Raw genomic sequence first — 16,811 nt, 5'->3', positions numbered from 1 at the left:
CGCCGGGTGCGTCGGCAAGGCCGAAGGTCCCGGGTTTTCGGGCCGGTTGGGCGCGGGGAATCCGCCGGCCGACGCATGAAGCGCAGGGTCCGGGGAAGCGACGCCCTTGCCGGGTATTGCTTCAGACGAGGACGAGGAGGTCAGCCGATGACGAGCGTGCTGTACCGAGCGGCGGAGGAGGCACGACTCGCACCGTCGATCCTCAACACGCAGCCGTGGCGCTGGGAGGTGCGCGGTGAGGTGTTGGAGCTGTACTGCGACCCCGCGCGCCAGCTGGAGCACCTCGACCCGCACGGACGCCTGATGATCCTCAGCTGCGGCGCGGCGCTGCATCATGCCCGCGTGGCACTGGCGGCCGCGGGTTACGAGCCGGTGGTGGAGCGCTGGCCCGACCCGTCCCAGCCCGGACTGCTCGCCCGGATTCGGGACTGCCGGCCGAGACCGGCGGGCCGCGAGAGCCTCCTGGCGTACGACAGCATCCGGCGGCGCCGCACTGACCGCCGCCCGTTCGCCGGTGGTGTCCGGGTGCCGGCGGCCGAGGTCGCGCGGCTGGCGGCGGTCGCCGAGGCCGAGCACGTGCGGCTGTACCCGATCGAGCGGGCTGACATCGTCTACCTGCGGTACGCAGTCCGGGGCGCCGACACGGTCGGTGCCCACGACGAGGGCATCGCCGACGACCTGCGGCGGTGGACGCATCGCGGCGCGGACACCGGCGACGGCGTGCCGCTCGGGACGGTGGTGGCACCCGTGCTGCGCCCAGTCGGCGTGCGCGACTTCGGCCTCGGTGACTCGGCGGCCCTGGAGCCCGGCTCCGGCGATGATCGTTCCGCCGAGTATGTCGTGCTGGCGACGGATCGCGACGAGCCGGGGGACTGGCTCACCGCGGGCGAGGCGACCAGCGCGGTCTGGCTGGCCGCGATCTCGGAGGGGCTGGCGGTCTCGCCGATGAGCAACGTGGTGGAGATCCCGGGCGCGCGGGTGCTGGTACGCAGCCTGCTGCACCCGCCGGGCGAACCTCAGCTGGTGCTGCGGCTCGGCGTCGCGCAGGGGCACGAGCCGCCGCCGGCGAGCCCGCGCCGGACCGGCCCCGAGGTCGTCGATACCGAGTGAGGTGCGGATGCGGGATGCCGGCCCGGGACGTCGTGTTGGTGTGGACGGCGCGGCGCGGGGTGTCGTTGCGCGTCGCGCTCCCTGCTCCCGGCGTTTGCCGGCGGCGTTCGCGCGCGGCGGGCTCGCCGAGACCGCCGCGCGCCGGCCTGTTGGCAGGCCGGAGGCGACGGAGGCGATCGCGTATCGTCACGATCTGCTCCGTCACAATCTGGTCCTGGGCACGTCGAGCGGGTGCTCCATTTCGTCCTGTGCCGCGAGCGCGGCCATCGTCACCCGGTAGGCGCGGGCGTTCAGGCCACCGGTCATGAGCTGGTGGACGGCCTCGCCCTCCAGCCGGGCGCGGCGGCGTTCGCCCGAGGCGGCGATCCACCTCGCGACCCACGGCCGATAGGCGACACCGGCGGCGCCTTCGCGCCGAATGGCCGCCACGTGGCCGGCGACCAGCAGGATGTACACGCTCGCGATGATGGCGGCAACGAGCATGGTCGCCAGCATCCGACTCACCCCCTCGGGTCGCAGTGGCGGAGCAAACGTCGCCGTTGGGCACCGGACGTTGTCGCGTTCACCATGACGTCCTTGCGCACCGTCCGTGCTGCTGCGACGTCGGGGGTGGACGCCGGCGGGTCAGCCGCGGGCGGCGGCCTCGGCCGGCCAGGTGATGGTGTTGTGTACCGCGATGACTCCGGTAAGGCTCTCGGCGATCGCCGCGGCTCGCTGGGCGGTGCCGGGCCGGTCGGTGTGGCCGGACAGCGTCACCTCGCCGTCGTGGACGGTGGCGGTGATGCCTTCGGCGTCGTGCGACAGTCCGTGCAGTAGCAGCTCGTCCATGGCCTCGCGCTCGATGGATTCGTCCGAGCGCAGGGCGTGGCGGAGCAGGTCGCCGCGGGTGACGATGCCGGCCAGCCGGCCGGTGTCGTCGTCGAGGACGGGGAGGCGCTTCATGCCGTACCGCTGCATGATCCCGGCCGCGGTGCGAACGGTGACGCCTGCGCGGACGGTGACCGGCGGGCTGCTCATCAGCTCCGAGGCGGTGCGCGCGTCGGCCTTGGGCGCCGCGGTGCCGGCGTCCGCCGGGTCAAGCTTCGGCAGCAGGTCGGCCTCGGTGATCACGCCGATCACGAAATTGTCGTCGTCGACGACGGGCAGGCCGCCGACGCCGAACTCGGTGATCAGGTCGGTGACGTGCCGGCTGGTGCAGTCAGCGGTCACTGCGACCACCGACGGGTTCATGACGTCTCGTACACGCATCTCGGTCATCGGGACACTCCCTTCGCCCTCAGGATGACCTGGCGCGGGTGCGTGGCGCCCGGGTCGAACGGCATCATTTCGCAGGGACCGTCGTCCCGACGCCGCCGCGGGCTGCGACGGCTCGCTTGGACACGGCAATCCGGGCTCGGCTGGCCGGTGTCTTCGGGTGGTTGAACTGCACGCGCCGGTTGTCGACAGCGACCAGCGTGTGCCGGACGAACAGCACCCGGCCGGCCAGGTCCACATCGGCCCAGTGCAACCCGAGCGCCTCTCCCTTGCGCATGCCGGTGGCTACCAGCAGCTCGAACAGCTCGGTGAGCGGATCGCCGACATCCCGGCAGTACCGAAGGAAGCTGGCAGCCTCGAAAGCGATCCAGCACGGCAGATCTGCAGCGGCCGGCTTCGGAATTGCGGCGTAGCGGGCTGCGTTGAACGCCAGCCGACGATGCCGGACCGCATCGTCGCGGCCTCGCCCTTCGTGGCGAAGCCACCCCGCCGCATCGTGCGCCGGCCCTCCCCGACGCCCGGCAGGTCCACGGCGAACGTCCACGTGCCATGCCGCGGGTTCGCCAACTTCGGACACCGCGCACCCAGCTGCCTGCCATCATCGCCGCGGCATCCGCACCGGCGGTACACGCGGCCACGGTTCGGATTCGGCCTCATGACAGCCTCCTCGAATATGATCGTTGCACTCCCCCGAGGCTTGCCCGCCTGCGACCACATCGCGACCATCAGCCGCATCAGCACTGGTCCTGCCTGCGGCAGGTGAAGCATGCTCAAGGGGTCCCGCCGGGGTGCGCTGCTGCCCAGGCTTGCTGGCGGGCGGTCAACGCACCCCACCTCGTCGGCGCCGGCGCCCGCTTCGTTGCTGCGGCCGGGCCAGGCAACGCTCAAAGCAACAGCGCACGAAGAAGTCACACGCCAGCAGCGCCTGCCCCTGCGATCGCAGTAGGTCCGACCAGGTACTGGCCGCCCGATCGATGCCGGCCTTGTGCAGGATCTCCCAGACCGAAGACGCGACGACTTTCACACCAACCACGAGCAGCTCGCGGTGCACACGCCGGTAGCCCCACTGCGGGTTCTTCCGCACCAATCGCCGCACCCACCCCGATCGACCGGACCGTTCGCGGGCGACCCGGGCGCTTGGGCCCGCAGACCGCCGCATGGCGGCGCGTGACCGGCCGGCGGGTGGCTATGAGCAGCAGGGCAAGGTTCGAGCGGGTGAGCAAGGTCTGCGGCTGTCCCGGCCCGAGTGTGCGGACGCATTCGGCAAGGACGTCGCGGAGCTCGGCTTCGGCCTGGGCGAACTGACCGGCGTCGAGCAGCAGGAACGCGAGGTCGCTGCGGGCGAGCAGAGTGTGCGGGTGACCCGCGCCAAGGACCTGCATGCTGGCGGCCAGCACCTCGCGGAACGCCGCCTCTGCCTCAGTCCGGCGACCGGCGTCCCGAATCGCCGCCGCAAGCCGGCCCTGCGCTGCGATCGTGTCAACATGATCTCCGCCGAGATGGCGTACCCGCAGCTCGTATGCCGTCCGCCAGGCGTGTTCGGCGAGAGCGTAGCGGCCCTGGCGCTGGGCGACGGTGGCGACGCCGTCCGCGTCGGCGGCCGAGCACTCGAGCAGGGCCTCGCGCACCACGACCTCGGCAACGTGATGGTCCGGAGGACGGCGGCGCTGGACGACGTCGACCAGGTAGTCGAACGCCTCGACGCCGTCGTCGCTAACTGGCTGAAGCAGTGCGGTGGTGACCCGTCGGGGACGTGTCGCCCAGGCCCATGCGGTGTCCAGCGGTTCGGGACGTAGCCGCGAGCCGCCGCGCTCATCCAGGTAGCGCTCGTGGAGCCGCTCCACCAATGCGCGCGGCGCCGCGGAGCCGTAGCCAGTGCAGCGGACGTCGATGGCCGCGGCGACGAGCGCCGCCCCCCGCGGATGGCTCGTCGGGTTCGGAGTTCGCGCTCCAAGCGTTCTCCCAGTCGCTGCACAGGTCCGGTCCGGCGGCAAGATATTCCGCAATTCCGAAGTCCGCTGCGCTGTTGAGGGCGTCGCCGATGCGGGGGTCCGCGACATACGCCTCCGCCCGCGTCCGCTCCTCGTCGGTGAAGAGCCGCTCCAGCCGAACCCGGTGCGCCTGCTCCAGCACCTCGCGTGCCTCCTTGCGAACGTGCCGCTGCAGGTCGTCGGCGCCCGCGTTGGCCAGCCGGTCGGCCTCCACCGCGCGGAGGGTCGCCAGGATGACCCGGTGGCCGCGCCCCCACCCAGCACCGACGCGACCCCGGCCCGGGTAAGTCCGCCCGGCCCCAGGTAGGTCTCCAGATCGTTGAGCCACAGCACGCTCCGGCGTTCGGCGCCCGCCGCGCGGACGGCGTGCGTGAGCGCGTCCCTGGTGCTCGGCGCCACCGGAGTGTGGTTGGGCAGCACGTCGCGCATCGCCTCGTACGCCGCGCGGGACTTGCCGGCGAGCGAGTCGCCGACGAGCAGTACGAACGCGTTGCCCGAAAGGCGCCTGCGGAGTTCGCCGTCGACGTCGCGCGGTACGTAGAGCGGAACACCGTCCGGGCCGGGCGCGCCGACAGCCCCCCAGTCTGCCGCCGCATCCGCGATGGCGGCCGAGGGGTGGACGCCGAGCCACATTGGGTTGTCGACCACGCAGACCTTGGGCAGCCGCCCCTGCAGCACAAGGCAGCCGTCGACCACGCCGTACTGCACGTCGTCCCGGCGTTGCGTGAACCGTCGCAGCCGGTCCTGCCAGATCGCGGCGACCGCCGCGAGGACTGCTGCCCCGGCGGTGGCACCCGCGAGGACCCGCGGGCTCCTCACGTCGGCGGCCAGCAGGACGGCCGGAGTGGCGGTGAGCAGCGCAAGCGAACCAACGACGAGACCGAGCCGGCGTTCCCGCCACCGCCCCGAAGCCATACAGCCGACTCCATCCGTCGTCGAACGCAACGTCGTGGGCACTGTCCAACGGCCGCTTGTCTCGATGAGACCGCGGGGCAACTGACTCTGCCATTAACCGTCGCGCCTGACCTGCGCGTAAGCGGTTCTGCCGTGGTCTATGGCCGGACGGTCCGATGCAGCAGTGCTCCTCGTCCTCGACGGTCGTCGAGGGTCTCTCCAGTGTCGATGACACAAACGCCTGCGCCAACACCCGTCCGGCGACGGTGCAAAGGACCTTCGGATGACAGGCCGCGCGGCGGTCAACGCAGGGGATCACATTCGGCGGTGATGACCAGCGCCGGGGGCGGCCCGGCCAGACTCTTGGGCCTGAAGCGGCGAGGCGGTCGGATTGTCGGCGTCGTCGGGGTCCGGCAGGTAGTGCGAGCGATACCACGCGACCGAGTGGCGGTTGAACAGGTATGGGTCGTCTCTGGTGACCATCGACTCGTCCGGGGCGGTCGCGTCGATCTGATCGGTGTTGGGATAGACCAGCAGCTGCCCGGCCAACCGCGGGCCGCCAGCCTCTCGAGCCATCAGGGTCAGCGCGGCTGCCAGGTTACCGCCCGCGCTGTCGCTGCCCACCGCGATAAGGTCCGGATCAGCGCCGGCCGCCTCCGCGTTGTCGACCACCCACTCGGTGCCGGCCCAGCAAACCTGGATCGCGGCCGGGAACGGGTGCTCCGCACCTTCGGTCACACCGGCTGCGAACACGTCGTCGAACGCCGCCGCAAACTCGTCCTTGACCTGCTGACCAACCGCGCCCACTCCAATTGGAGCTGGGCCAACCCCGACCCCCAGCCGCGTCGCCATCGCCAACACTCTCGCCGACGCCATAGCCCCCTGAGGCCGACCAAGGCGACAGCGTGCCGAGCGAGCACATGCTGGCGACGCCTTGTCATCGACCGTCCATTTAGGACGCCCATTGCTTCGACAGAGCCAGCGGCGGCGACTCCTTTACTCGGCGGGTTCATGCTTGTGGCGGCCTGGGAGAACGTGCCTGAGCACGTCGCTGGGGCCTCCGGCTACCCCTGGGGGTCAAGGGGTCGTGGGTTCAAATCCCGCTGTCCCGACGTAGCAAAAGGGCAGCTCAGCTGGCCTTTTTTGTTGACGTCCGTTGATGCAGCGATCGCCGTGCGACACGAGTTTTGTCCCGTACGGGCGTACTGTTACCCATCCCGCAACGCCTTGACCTGCGGCTTCGCACTTACGCCCGGCGCGTCCGCGCATGTGCGCGATCCGGCTCCGGAACGTTCTGACCTGCGATTTCACAGTTTCGACGGCCTGCACGCCGCTCAGCGACCCCATTACTCGCCCCGTCCCACAAGACCCGCGAAAAAGGTCTACTGTGGACGATCACGACACACCGCCGACACGTACGCCCGTACTGTGATCACCAGGAGCAGTTCATATCGCACCGGACGCGCATTCGGCACGTTCGACGGGCACTCCAAAGATCGCCGGCGCCCGTGCAGGGTCGAACCAGCACGTGATCATGGTTACCGGATCTGCCGATGAGCGGGTGTTGGATCGCGGTCACCGAGCCGCAGGCGCCGGATACGATCTCGTGGGCCAATCGGGAGCTGAGGAGCGCACGTGGATGCCATTGAGTTCCGGCCGGGCGATCATCTGTTGGTTTCCTGCGAACCACACCGCGCCGTCGTGGCGAGCGCGGACCGACACTATGTTTACGTGCGCTGGCCGTGGCATCGGCTGGATCCTGAGTCGGCGTTCCGCTGGGACGGAACGAATGCCTTCGCCCGTGACCCAAAAAATTCTGACTTCAACCAGCTCTGGCAGCTTGACCCGCCGCCCGCTGAGCTGCAGGAGGGTGACCTCTGTGAGATCTTGGTGCCGCCTACCGAGGTCGTCGTAACGTGGGCCGCTCGCTTCGATCCGCTAGAGGATACGGGTTGGCTTCCCCGTCCTACTGGAGCGCTGAGGGTTGTGCCGGTCTTTGGGAAGCGGCATCCACATGGTGAAGACGAAGCCAAGGCCGGTGTTGGTTTGTACGTTGACGACGCCGAGCCACTGGAGATCCAGCGCTTGGGCCGACTGCCAGTTCGTGCGTAGTCGGCTACGCGCGCACGGATTTGCCGCATAGCGCTCGCTACCGACTGCGACGGCCCCCCACTTCGCCGGTGTACGCGCGTGCACGGCGATCCGCGCGTCGGGCCAAGCCGCTGGCGCGAACTCCGACACCTGGACGGCTGGCGATCATCGCCGGCCGTAGATCCCATCGAGCGATGCTCGTATAGCCCTCTGCCATGCGAGCCCGGTTCCCCAGCGCTCGATGTCTCGCGGCTGTCGTCCACCTGCTCGGCGCCGCCCAACACCTGGGCGCTGTGCGGCGGTCTGGTGACGCCGCATAGCCGCGGCACCGTCCGGCTGACCAACCGGCCGACCGGCCGATCGTCGACGTGCAGTTCCTCAGCCACCCGTTCGACGTCGCCGCGCTCGAACGCAGCATCGAGCTCGCCCGGACGATCGCGGCGACGAAGGCGATGCGGCCGTACGTCAAGCGCGAGGTCGCACCAGGCCGCGCCCTCAAGGGCCACGAACTCGTCGACTTCGTCCGCAACGGGGCCACGACGTACTTCCACTCGTCCGGTGCCTGCCGCATGGGCAAGGACGACCGGGCCGTCGTCGACGCCAAGCTGCGGGTGAACGGCGTGCACAACCTGCGGATCGCCGACAGCACCATCATGCCGCGCATCGTGTCCGCCCCGACGATGCCGGCCTGCGTGCTGATCGGCCTGCGGATGGTCGAGATTCTCACCGGCCGGCGGCAGCGCCGGGCGGACGCGTAGCGGGGACCTGTGAGAGCCGGGAGGTGAGACTCCTCCCGGCTGCTCGACCCGTCACCGGTGCGGTGAGCCCGCGGGCATGACGCGCACCGTGGTGCCGTGCGCGGTGTCCGCGATCATGGCCGCGGCCGGCCCGCGCCAGCGCCGTGCGTACTTGGCCGTATAGGCGCGGTCAATCGCCTGGTTCACCCGCTCGTCCGGCTCGGGCTCGAACGCGACCTCGTGGCGGTGACCGCCGTCGAGGAACGCTCCGCGGCGGTTGCGCAGGGCCCGCTGATACCAGGCGGAGCCGTGGCCGTATCCACTGCGGATGTAGGGAACGCCGTCGACGGTGACCGCCCAGATCCAGGTGCGCGCTTCGCCGCCGGCACGCAGCGGCGTCGCGATGACGACGGTCTCGGTGCGATCGAGATACTCGACCGTGGCGTCGAACGTCGCGGCCGGGCGGTCCGAGTCGGCCTTCCAACACCTCCTGCACGTTCTGTGAGCCAAGTAGTTGGTTTAGTGTCCTGCCCGTGTTCTGAACAATCGACACTGGGGGTGAGACCGTTGACCAGCTCTCTTCCGTATGTCTGTCCCGTTTGCCGGGCCGGCTTCGCAACGCACGACGGGTTCTACTGCACGGGTTGCAACGTACGGTATCCCGTCATCCGCGGCATGCCCGTGCTGTGCCCTGCCCCGTATCGCCATCTCGGGGAGGAGGCTCTGCGCATCGTCGAATACCGCCAGAGCAACCCGGCTCACGGGAAAACGGTCGAGCCGGACGCGATGTCGCTCGACGACGTCTGCGACAAGATGACGGATGCGATCAGCCCGTTGCTGACCGTGCGGTCCGTCCTGGCCACCGCGGCCGCCCGGCCGGCGACAAGGTCTCGAAACCCGTACTCGCCGGTGCAGTCCCTGCATTACCTGCGTCGAGACTGGAGCGGCACACCAGACTGTGAGGAGGAGATCCAGGACGTCACCCAGGCGGCCCTCAAGGCGCTGGACAACGCCGGCGGTGAGCGTTCGAGGATCCTGCTCCTGGGTGCGGGCACCGGGCGGTTCGCGAGCGTCTTGTCGCCGCATTTCGCATCGACACACGCCATGGAGCTGTCGGTTCCCATGAGCCTCCTCAGGGACTTTCTGCGCGACGGACCGCTGCGCTTCACCGTTCTCGACCGGCGGAACCGGCGATCCGAGGCCGACGCACGCCGACAGCACACCGCGTCGAACCTTGGCGTCGAGCTGGATTCGGTGGGCTGGGCGATAGCGGACGCCTTGCACTGCCCATACCCCGACGGCTATTTCTCGACTGTGGCGTCGCTGTACTTCTCGGACGTCGTGCCGCCCAGTCGGTTACTGCCCGAGGTGGCTCGCATACTCGCTCCGGGGGGAACCTTCGTGCACGTCGGTCCGCTGGGGTACCAGTTCGACCGGCCCGCCGACGACCATTGGCCGGCCGAGCGATGGCCCGGCGAGGTCGAGAAGTTCGGCCTGCGAGCGGTGTTCACCGACTGGGTTCGATCGACCCATCACGTCGATGCGTCGTCGATGTTCACCTCGCTGGTGGACAACTTCGTGCTCGCCTGCGAGAAGCGCGTCTGAGCGCCCCGCCCCCCGGGAGGTTCATGGGTGCACCTCGGCAGGGCGCACGGGCGCGGGTGCCGGCGCCGGTGAACATGTCCAGCGCGGTCGTGACGCCCATCGTGGCGAGGTCGCCCAGCGCGGCCCGCGGGGTCGGGATCGAGGTGCACGTGCGCGTCGAACACCGCGGCCCGCTCGACGGTGAACGTGATGGCGGCGCCGTCGAGGACGTCCTCGCGGAGCTTCTCCGCGGGACTTCGTCGACGGTATCGAAGCGTCGCTGGGGATCGTGCTGCCGCCTGCTCTGCGTACGTTGTACCGGGCGACCGACGGCGTGTTCGACAAACTCGGCCAGTGGTTCGTCAACTGGCCGCTGGAGCGGATGGCCGAGGAGCATCACCATGCTTGGACCGATGCGCCGATGGCCCGCCGGCAGTTGCTTGGGTTCGGCAACGACGGCACCGGCGCACCCTTCTGCGTGCCGAGCGACGGCAGCGATGGCGTGTTCGTGTGGAATCACATCGACCAGCAGACGTACCGGCTCGCGGGCACTGTCGAGGAGTTTCTGGGGGAGCGGCGGCCCCTGGTTGAACGTCACCGGCGCGTGGAACTCACCAATCGCGCCGTAGTTGGTCTCCACGTCAATATGGAACATCCTGGCCTTGTCCGGGTCGGCCAGCGCCAGCAGCCGCCGCGCCGCCGCCAAGACCTCCTCGTCGCCAGCGGCGCCGGACTCGGCCAGAGCGTCGCCGATGCGGGCACGCCACACACCAGGCTCGGTCTCATCAGCATCCAACGCCTGCACCGCCTCGACGTCGAGGCTGCCGAAACCATGCTTGAGCAGCGCTTTCAAAGCCTGGTACGCGTCGCGGATCGCCGCCGACGCGGTGTCCTTGACACCCGCACCCGCACCGGCGGCTAGCGCCGCCGTGATCACCTCAACCGCAAACACGACCCGCTCCCACCGATCGACGACGCCCAATTGTGACCGACCCCGAACCGCTCAGCCACCCCCGCCGCCATCACCCCGGCCTCCACGTCCAGCACGCGCGATACCACAGTTCCGCCATGGCCAACTCCACCAGCAACCGGCGGAGTGTCACGCATCAACTGGAGTCACCTGCTGCGCGGCGCCGGGAACTGGACGCCAGTGCTGGTGCTGACCGCGAAGCAGGGCGAACTCGACGAGGCCGAGGCGCTGGAGACGGGGGCTGACGACTTCCTCAGCAAGCCGTTCTCGTTCATCGTGCTGGTCGCCCGGGTGCGGTCGCTGCTGCGCCGGCGGCGCCTGGAGCGGCCGCCGACGCTCGTCGCCGGTGACCTCGTACTCGACACGGCCGAGCACCGCTGCCGGCGGGGTACGGCCGAGATCGAGCTGACCCGGCGGGAATTCGCGCTGCTGGAGTTCCTGATGAGAAACGCGGGCTCGGTGGTACGCAAGCGCCAGATCCTCGACGAGGTGTGGGACTGGGCGTTCGACGGCGAGTCGAACATCGTGGAGGTCTACGTGGGCTACCTGCGGCGCAAGGTCGACATCCCATTCCGTCGCGCGGCGATCCACACCATCCGGGGGATCGGCTACCGGTTCGACCAGTCCGGCGGCTGACGTGAGCCGCCGCAGCATGATGCGCGTGCGGATCACCGCGACCGCGCTCGGCGTGGTCGGCACCGGGCTGGTGGCCGCGGCGGTGCTGATGCTGGTGCTGCTGCAGATCACCATGCGCGACAACGTCGATGCGCAGGCCCGGCTCCGGTTGGTCGAGATCGTCGACCTGGTGCGCAATGACCGGCTGCCCAGCAGCCTCGCGGGTGAGGACGACGGCACGGTCGCACAGGTGGTCGTCAACGACGTCGTGGTGGCACAGAGCCCGACCATCCATGGCAACCGGCCGATCGCGGCGTTCATCCCGGCCGGGACCGACATGACGATCCGCACCGTGCGCAACCCGCCGATCAGCGACGGCGAGGCCTACCGCATCGCGGTGCAACGCGTGGACTCACCGCGGGGGCCGGCCGTGGTCTACACCGCCGCGACGCTGGAGCCGGTGCAGGACACCACCAAGGCGGCCTTCGGCCGCTGCGCGCCGCTCGGGAACTCGCCGCGCCTTGCCGCTTCGCTCGCGGCGCGGCGGCCCCGGCGTCGCGCAACCTCGGCCGGACACGACGATGCCCAGCGGCCCGCCGGTCAGGCGGAACGCTGGACATCGTCGTGTACCCCCGCGGCGCCGACTCAGTCCGGCCCGCCTTCGGCCGCGGCCGCGTCTCGCCGCTGGCGGATCTCGGCGCGGAGCTTATGGCGGAGGATGAAGAACCTGATCGCCGTGCCGGTGAGGACGCTGCCCGGGATCGCCAGGGTGCGGAGCACGCCGTGATGACGGGCCCAGTACACCTCGACGGGGATGTAGAGGATCACGCCAACGACCACCAGCGGGATCCAGACCTGTTTGCGCCGCATCATCGACCAAGCATCCCAGTTCATGCCGAACCGCAAGGCCCTGTCCGCGCCGACGTCGGCGGGACGCTATCGGACTGGGCGGCGCTGTTGCATTGAGCGATCGTGTTGATCGAGCACCGGAAATTCTTCGCCGCAAGGTCGGCGGCCGCCGAGTAGCACCCCCTACAGCTGGCCGTTTATACGCCGTTTCGGCCAGCCTCACCAACACGAGCGTGACCCGTTGCCAAAGTTCTTGCGGCAGGGGATCTTGACGATGACTCAATGCAACAGTGCCCGTCAACCTTGCCGAAGAACCCCACAGCGGCCCGCCCACACAACACACAAGGCACCTTGGGCCACGGCGCCGCCGGCATCTGCCGCCACCTACGGACCGCCTCCTGAACTGTCTGGTCGTGCTTCTTGCCGTTGCTCGGATGATTCATCGGAGAGTTCGGCCACAACGACAAGCTGCACTTCAGCCAATACCCGTCTGAATGCTTGGTGTCCCGGATCAAGGCTGCCCGCACGGCGTCGCGCGTCATGTCCTCGACGACTGTGCGAAACGCTGCAGCGTCCACCTCGCCCGGATGCCGAACACTCGCCAAACGAGCCAACGCAAACGCACCAACCCGCTGCAACGGATGCGCCGTCAACGCGACTCGGTCCTGCATGAGCCCGGTCATCCTGTGACCCAACCGAACCCCGCCGAGTTCGCCTGCCCCAGCCCCAACTCCACAACGCCTGCAGCGCTTCCGGTTCACCACTGATGTCCACTTCGACCGCGGCGCCCGGCTTCGCGCCGTCCCCGACCGCGAACGACCGCTTGGGACCAACCCAGGTGATCGCGTCGAGCTTGACTTCCGGCGACAGCCCCAGCGTCTCTGCCTTGCGTCGCAGGTTCTGCTGAAAGAACACCGGGAACTCCGCATCGGTCGGCAGCAGCCACGCCTGCCGCGTCGTTCGGTTGCCCTTATCGCGCCCGCTCGGGGACTCGCCGCGCCTTGCCGCTTCGCTCACGGCACGGCGGCCCCCGGCGGACGCGCACCCTCGGCCGCACACGACGATGCCCAGCGCTCATCGGAAGGTGAGCACTGGGCATGCGGACGGTCACGGACTGTGTCTGGCTCCTACGTGATCACGACGCTTGGCGACGCTCGGCCGGGGGTTCCGCACTCGCCCGGCGATGCCGCCACGCCATAGCATCGAAGCACCGACGTGGTGGGGGGCTGTGGATGCGATCTCGGGGATCGTTGCCGCTGCGGATTCTCATTGGGGCAAGCGCGATCCTGACGGTGGGCTTCATTCAGCACTACGTGTTCCATCGCCCGTTCGTGTATCAGCTGGTCTTCATAGTGTCGGTCTTTGGCCCGATGATCCTGTCGCGCTACTTGGATGCAGCGGCGCAGCGGCGACGGACCCGTACACAGCAGCAACCCTTGGACGGGGAAGAACGAGACGCCTCCGGCGGCTAGGGCTCCGGCCCTAGGACCCGGAAACGGCCTCCGGCGGCCAGGGCATCCCGCCCTGGACCCGACGCTCCGGGATGCCAAGACCCGCCGCGGCCTCACGCCGCACACCAAAGGCAGCCAGACCACACCTGCCCGCGCCAGACCAAGCCGCTTCGCGGTCGCCTACGGCGAGCCTGGCGCGGGCAGGCGCGGCCCGGCAGGGCGGAGCCTGCGCGACGGGATGCCACTTCAGCCACGACGTGCGTTGCAGTAGAACCCGCCGACGACGTCGACCAGGACCAGGCGCCCGGGGGCAGCTCGGGGGCAAACGCGCCCCGGGCGACCGCCGAACACCACGCAAGACCGACGCCGACCACCGCCGCGAGCAGCACATATAGACGAATGCCCAGGTCGGCGGCACACCTGCACTTAATTCGGGACGAAGAGTCCGTCGGTTCAAGTACGGCTACTGTCGGGAGCCTTCTCCGCGGCGCTCTGTCGATTGCGGCTGATCTGATGATGGCCCGCACGCGGTGTCGTGTGATGAGGTTTTGGCGGTCAGAAGCCAACGAGAGGGCAAGCTCCCGATGAGCGTGGCGCAGCGGTGGGGTTTCGCGGTCCTGGCGACCATTCTCGGATCGGCCCTGACCTGGACGGCGGTCGCGGCTTGGCCGGGCCATCTCGACACCCAGTCCGCGGCCAGCGTCGTCGGCGTCGTCGCCGCACTGATCCTCGGGCCAGCGGGCTGGTGGGCCCAGCAGGGCGCAGCCGACCGCGCCCTGCTTGCGAGCCCGGCCGGGCCGGTTCCGGTGCAGTCGCGCGGCCCAGTGGACGCCGGTCAGCAGTTGGTGGTCGGTGACCTGCCTGGGCAGGCGGTCGGCTGGCAGGACCGGGTCGAGCTGCTGGACCAGTTGACGCTCATGGCGGGGCACAGTCGGACCGCTGTGGTGTGCGCGGTGGCGGGGCAGCGCGGCATCGGCAAGACCCAGCTCGCCGCCGCCTACGCCCGCGCCCGTGTCGCCGAAGGCTGGCCCGTGGTGGCCTGGGTCGTCGCCGACACCTCCGCCAACCTGGTCACCGGTCTGGACAAGCTCGCCGCCGCCGCCGGTGTCCGCCAACCCGACACCGACCCGACCGACGCCGCCCGCGCCGCCCTGGCGTGGCTGCGCACGCAACCCGGCCCGTGCCTGCTGGTCTACGACAACGCCCTCGACCCGGACCTCATCCGCACCTGGACCCCGCCGGTCGGTGCCGTACACATCGTGGTCACCACCACCCGCTACGACTTCGTCAACCTCGGGGAATCCCTCGACGTCACCCTGTTCACCCCGACCGAAGCCGTCACCTACCTGCGTACCCGCACCGGGCTCGCCGACGACACCGCCGCCGCGCAGCTCGCCGAGGAGCTCGGCCGCCTGCCCCTCGCCCTGGCGCAGGCCGGCGCGGTCATCGGCCCACGCCGCCGCTACCGCACCTACCGCGCCTACCTCGACCGGCTCGCCACCACGTCTGTAGCCGACCTGCTGCCACCGGCCAGCGGTGGGGACTACCCGCACAGCGCCGCCCAGGCGATCCTGCTCGCCGTGGACGACCTCGCCGCTGCAGACCCAGGCGGACACGCCCGCCGACTGCTCGACCACCTCGCAGTACTCGCCCCCGCCGGCGCCGACCCCGTCCTGCTTCGCCACCTCGCCGCCCCGCCCCGGCCCACCGGTCGGCGCCGCTGGTGGCATGCGCTGCGCCGACCGGCCAACGTCGCCCCCGACGTTGACTCGCTCACCGCGATCCTCGCCCAACGGTCGTTGATCCTGCCCAGCGTTGAGGCGGGCCGGGTCGTCGTCCACCGTCTCGTGCAACGGGTCCTGCGGGAACGGCTCCAATACACCCGGCATCTGGACCCCGTGCTCCGCTCCGCCGCTGACGCGCTCAGCGCCGCCGCCGCCGAGCACGGCAACCGGTGGGCCACCCGCAGCCTCATCGCCGACTACACCGATGACACCCGCACCCTCGCCGGCTCCCCGGCCGACACCACCACCCGGCGGCGGCTGCTCATTCTGCAGCAGGACATGCTGAACTGGCTCGGCGAAGTCCACAACTACAGCACCGTGATCACTCTCGGCGCCCCGCTCGTCGCCGACCTGGAGCAGGCCCTCGGCCCCGACCACCCCAACACGATGTGGTCCCGCGGCAGCCTCGCCGCCGCCTACCGGGCGGTGAGGCGGCTGGACGAGGCGATCGCCTTGGGCGAGCGGACCGTCGCCGACCGGGAGCGGGTCCTCGGCCCCGACCACCCCGACACCCTGTGGTCCCGCAGCAACCTCGCCGCCGCCTACCGGGATGGGGGGCGGCCGGACGAGGCCATCGCCTTGGACGAGCGGACCGTTGCCGACCGGGAGCGGGTCCTCGGCCCCGACCACCCCGACACCCTGTGGTCCCGCAACAACCTCGCTGTCGCCTACCGGGTCGGGGGACGTCTGGACGAGGCCATCGCCCTGCACGAGCGGACCGTTGCCGACCGGGAGCGGGTCCTCGGCCCCGACCACCCCAACACCCTGTGGTCCCGCAACAACCTCGCCGCCGGCTACCGAGCGGTGGGGCGGCTGGACGAGGCCACTGCCTTGGACGAGCGGACCGTCGCCGACCTGGAGCGGGTCCTCGGCCCCGACCACCCCGACACCCTGTGGTCCCGCAACAACCTCGCCGCCGACTATCGGGCGGTGGGGCGGCTGGACGAGGCCATCGCCCTGCACGAGCGGACCGTCGCCGACCGGGAGCGGGTCCTCGGCCCCGACCACCCCCACACCCTCTGGTCCCGCAACAACCTCGCAAACGCCCGATCGCAACGACTTGAGGAGCAATCCGCGGCCGCCGGGGTAGAGCAGCGAAGTACAGCAACCAGCAGCAATGAACCAGGCGCAACCGGACCAGTGAGCCCTGTCTGAGCTCAAACGGAACCTCACAGGACCGTCCAGCCGACAGTTCACACCGAAGAGGGCGCTTTCGACTCGGCCACTCCCCGGCCGCCGGGAGAAATTGGGGAGACGATCTTGCCCACGCCACCGTCTGACACTCCCCCAGACCAGCGCCCTGACCAGGCGATTCCCTCTCGGGTACAGGTCCCGGAACCCCCATGACCATGCTGGGGTCAAGGGGTCGTGGGTTCATGTAAAGGACTCCGGCGCTTGATCGGCCCGGGGTTCCAGGGTTGCATGAGCATCCCGGCTGGTCCGGTGGGTGGCGTTGAGTTGGGTTCTGGGGGAAAGCCCCG

13 protein-coding genes and 1 pseudogene are annotated in these 16,811 nt (G+C 69.9%); 8 read left to right on the top strand and 6 right to left on the bottom strand.

Annotated features, from left to right (window positions below):
• Positions 1 to 147: 147 nt before the first annotated feature.
• Positions 148 to 1,110, top strand: coding sequence for an Acg family FMN-binding oxidoreductase (locus ABD901_RS55735; protein WP_345143926.1), 963 nt, complete (start codon positions 148 to 150; stop codon positions 1,108 to 1,110).
• Between the two features lie 201 nt (positions 1,111 to 1,311).
• On the opposite strand, the gene ABD901_RS55730 is transcribed toward ABD901_RS55735, so the two are convergent.
• The 5 genes from ABD901_RS55730 to ABD901_RS55710 form a co-directional block, all read right to left on the bottom strand.
• Positions 1,312 to 1,605, bottom strand: coding sequence for a hypothetical protein (locus ABD901_RS55730; RefSeq protein ID WP_345143924.1), 294 nt, complete (start codon positions 1,603 to 1,605; stop codon positions 1,312 to 1,314).
• Between the two features lie 129 nt (positions 1,606 to 1,734).
• Complete coding sequence (locus ABD901_RS55725; protein WP_345143921.1) at positions 1,735 to 2,367, bottom strand: CBS domain-containing protein; 633 nt, start codon at positions 2,365 to 2,367, stop codon at positions 1,735 to 1,737.
• Positions 2,368 to 2,431: 64 nt separating this feature from the next.
• Positions 2,432 to 2,908 carry a tyrosine-type recombinase/integrase gene (locus ABD901_RS55720; protein ID WP_345143920.1) on the bottom strand — a complete coding sequence of 159 codons (477 nt, stop codon included), beginning with the start codon at positions 2,906 to 2,908 and terminating at the stop codon, positions 2,432 to 2,434.
• 364 nt (positions 2,909 to 3,272) lie between these two features.
• Entirely contained in the window at positions 3,273 to 5,270 is a 1,998-nt protein-coding gene (locus ABD901_RS55715; RefSeq protein WP_345143918.1) for a tetratricopeptide repeat protein, read from the bottom strand.
• Between the two features lie 294 nt (positions 5,271 to 5,564).
• Positions 5,565 to 6,101 (bottom strand): alpha/beta hydrolase fold domain-containing protein, encoded by a 537-nt coding sequence (locus ABD901_RS55710; RefSeq protein WP_380131951.1) that lies wholly within the window; start codon positions 6,099 to 6,101, stop codon positions 5,565 to 5,567.
• A 783-nt stretch (positions 6,102 to 6,884) separates the two neighbouring features.
• On the opposite strand from ABD901_RS55710, the gene ABD901_RS55705 reads away from it, so the two are divergent.
• On the top strand, positions 6,885 to 7,361 hold the full coding sequence (locus ABD901_RS55705) for a hypothetical protein (RefSeq protein ID WP_345143915.1): 477 nt from the start codon (positions 6,885 to 6,887) through the stop codon (positions 7,359 to 7,361).
• A gap of 332 nt (positions 7,362 to 7,693) precedes the next feature.
• A pseudogene (locus ABD901_RS55700) lies at positions 7,694 to 8,098 on the top strand (GMC oxidoreductase); the annotation flags it as partial.
• Positions 8,099 to 8,149: 51 nt separating this feature from the next.
• Here the strand turns inward: ABD901_RS55700 and ABD901_RS55695 are convergent.
• A complete protein-coding gene (locus ABD901_RS55695) occupies positions 8,150 to 8,587 on the bottom strand; it encodes a DUF2255 family protein (protein ID WP_345143913.1) in 438 nt (145 codons plus the stop codon).
• A gap of 165 nt (positions 8,588 to 8,752) precedes the next feature.
• On the opposite strand from ABD901_RS55695, the gene ABD901_RS55690 reads away from it, so the two are divergent.
• From ABD901_RS55690 to fxsT, 5 genes are all read left to right on the top strand, one after another.
• The gene (locus tag ABD901_RS55690) at positions 8,753 to 9,682 is read left to right on the top strand and encodes a class I SAM-dependent methyltransferase (protein ID WP_345143912.1); all 930 of its coding nucleotides are present in this window, start codon (positions 8,753 to 8,755) and stop codon (positions 9,680 to 9,682) included.
• 292 nt (positions 9,683 to 9,974) lie between these two features.
• The gene (locus ABD901_RS55685) at positions 9,975 to 10,583 is read left to right on the top strand and encodes an SMI1/KNR4 family protein (protein WP_345143910.1); all 609 of its coding nucleotides are present in this window, start codon (positions 9,975 to 9,977) and stop codon (positions 10,581 to 10,583) included.
• Between the two features lie 174 nt (positions 10,584 to 10,757).
• Positions 10,758 to 11,267, top strand: coding sequence for a winged helix-turn-helix domain-containing protein (locus ABD901_RS55680; RefSeq protein WP_345143908.1), 510 nt, complete (start codon positions 10,758 to 10,760; stop codon positions 11,265 to 11,267).
• Positions 11,268 to 11,319: 52 nt separating this feature from the next.
• Entirely contained in the window at positions 11,320 to 12,033 is a 714-nt protein-coding gene (locus ABD901_RS55675; RefSeq protein ID WP_345143905.1) for a hypothetical protein, read from the top strand.
• A 2,097-nt stretch (positions 12,034 to 14,130) separates the two neighbouring features.
• Positions 14,131 to 16,485, top strand: coding sequence for an FxSxx-COOH system tetratricopeptide repeat protein (gene fxsT, locus ABD901_RS55670; protein ID WP_345143903.1), 2,355 nt, complete (start codon positions 14,131 to 14,133; stop codon positions 16,483 to 16,485).
• Positions 16,486 to 16,811 lie beyond the last annotated feature (326 nt).

This window comes from Dactylosporangium darangshiense, assembly GCF_039537565.1.
GTDB lineage: Bacteria > Actinomycetota > Actinomycetes > Mycobacteriales > Micromonosporaceae > Dactylosporangium > Dactylosporangium darangshiense.
This window is presented reverse-complemented; position numbering and strand designations above follow the sequence as displayed.

Bases quoted from the DNA above. Each gene is read 5' to 3' on its own strand.
- ABD901_RS55735 (WP_345143926.1), top strand. From the start codon at position 148: ATGACGAGCGTGCTGTACCGAGCGGCGGAGGAGGCACGACTCGCACCG.
- ABD901_RS55730 (WP_345143924.1), bottom strand. From the start codon at position 1,605: ATGCTGGCGACCATGCTCGTTGCCGCCATCATCGCGAGCGTGTACATC.
- ABD901_RS55725 (WP_345143921.1), bottom strand. From the start codon at position 2,367: ATGACCGAGATGCGTGTACGAGACGTCATGAACCCGTCGGTGGTCGCA.
- ABD901_RS55715 (WP_345143918.1), bottom strand. From the start codon at position 5,270: ATGGCTTCGGGGCGGTGGCGGGAACGCCGGCTCGGTCTCGTCGTTGGT.
- ABD901_RS55710 (WP_380131951.1), bottom strand. From the start codon at position 6,101: ATGGCGACGCGGCTGGGGGTCGGGGTTGGCCCAGCTCCAATTGGAGTG.
- ABD901_RS55690 (WP_345143912.1), top strand. From the start codon at position 8,753: ATGCCCGTGCTGTGCCCTGCCCCGTATCGCCATCTCGGGGAGGAGGCT.
- fxsT (WP_345143903.1), top strand. From the start codon at position 14,131: ATGAGCGTGGCGCAGCGGTGGGGTTTCGCGGTCCTGGCGACCATTCTC.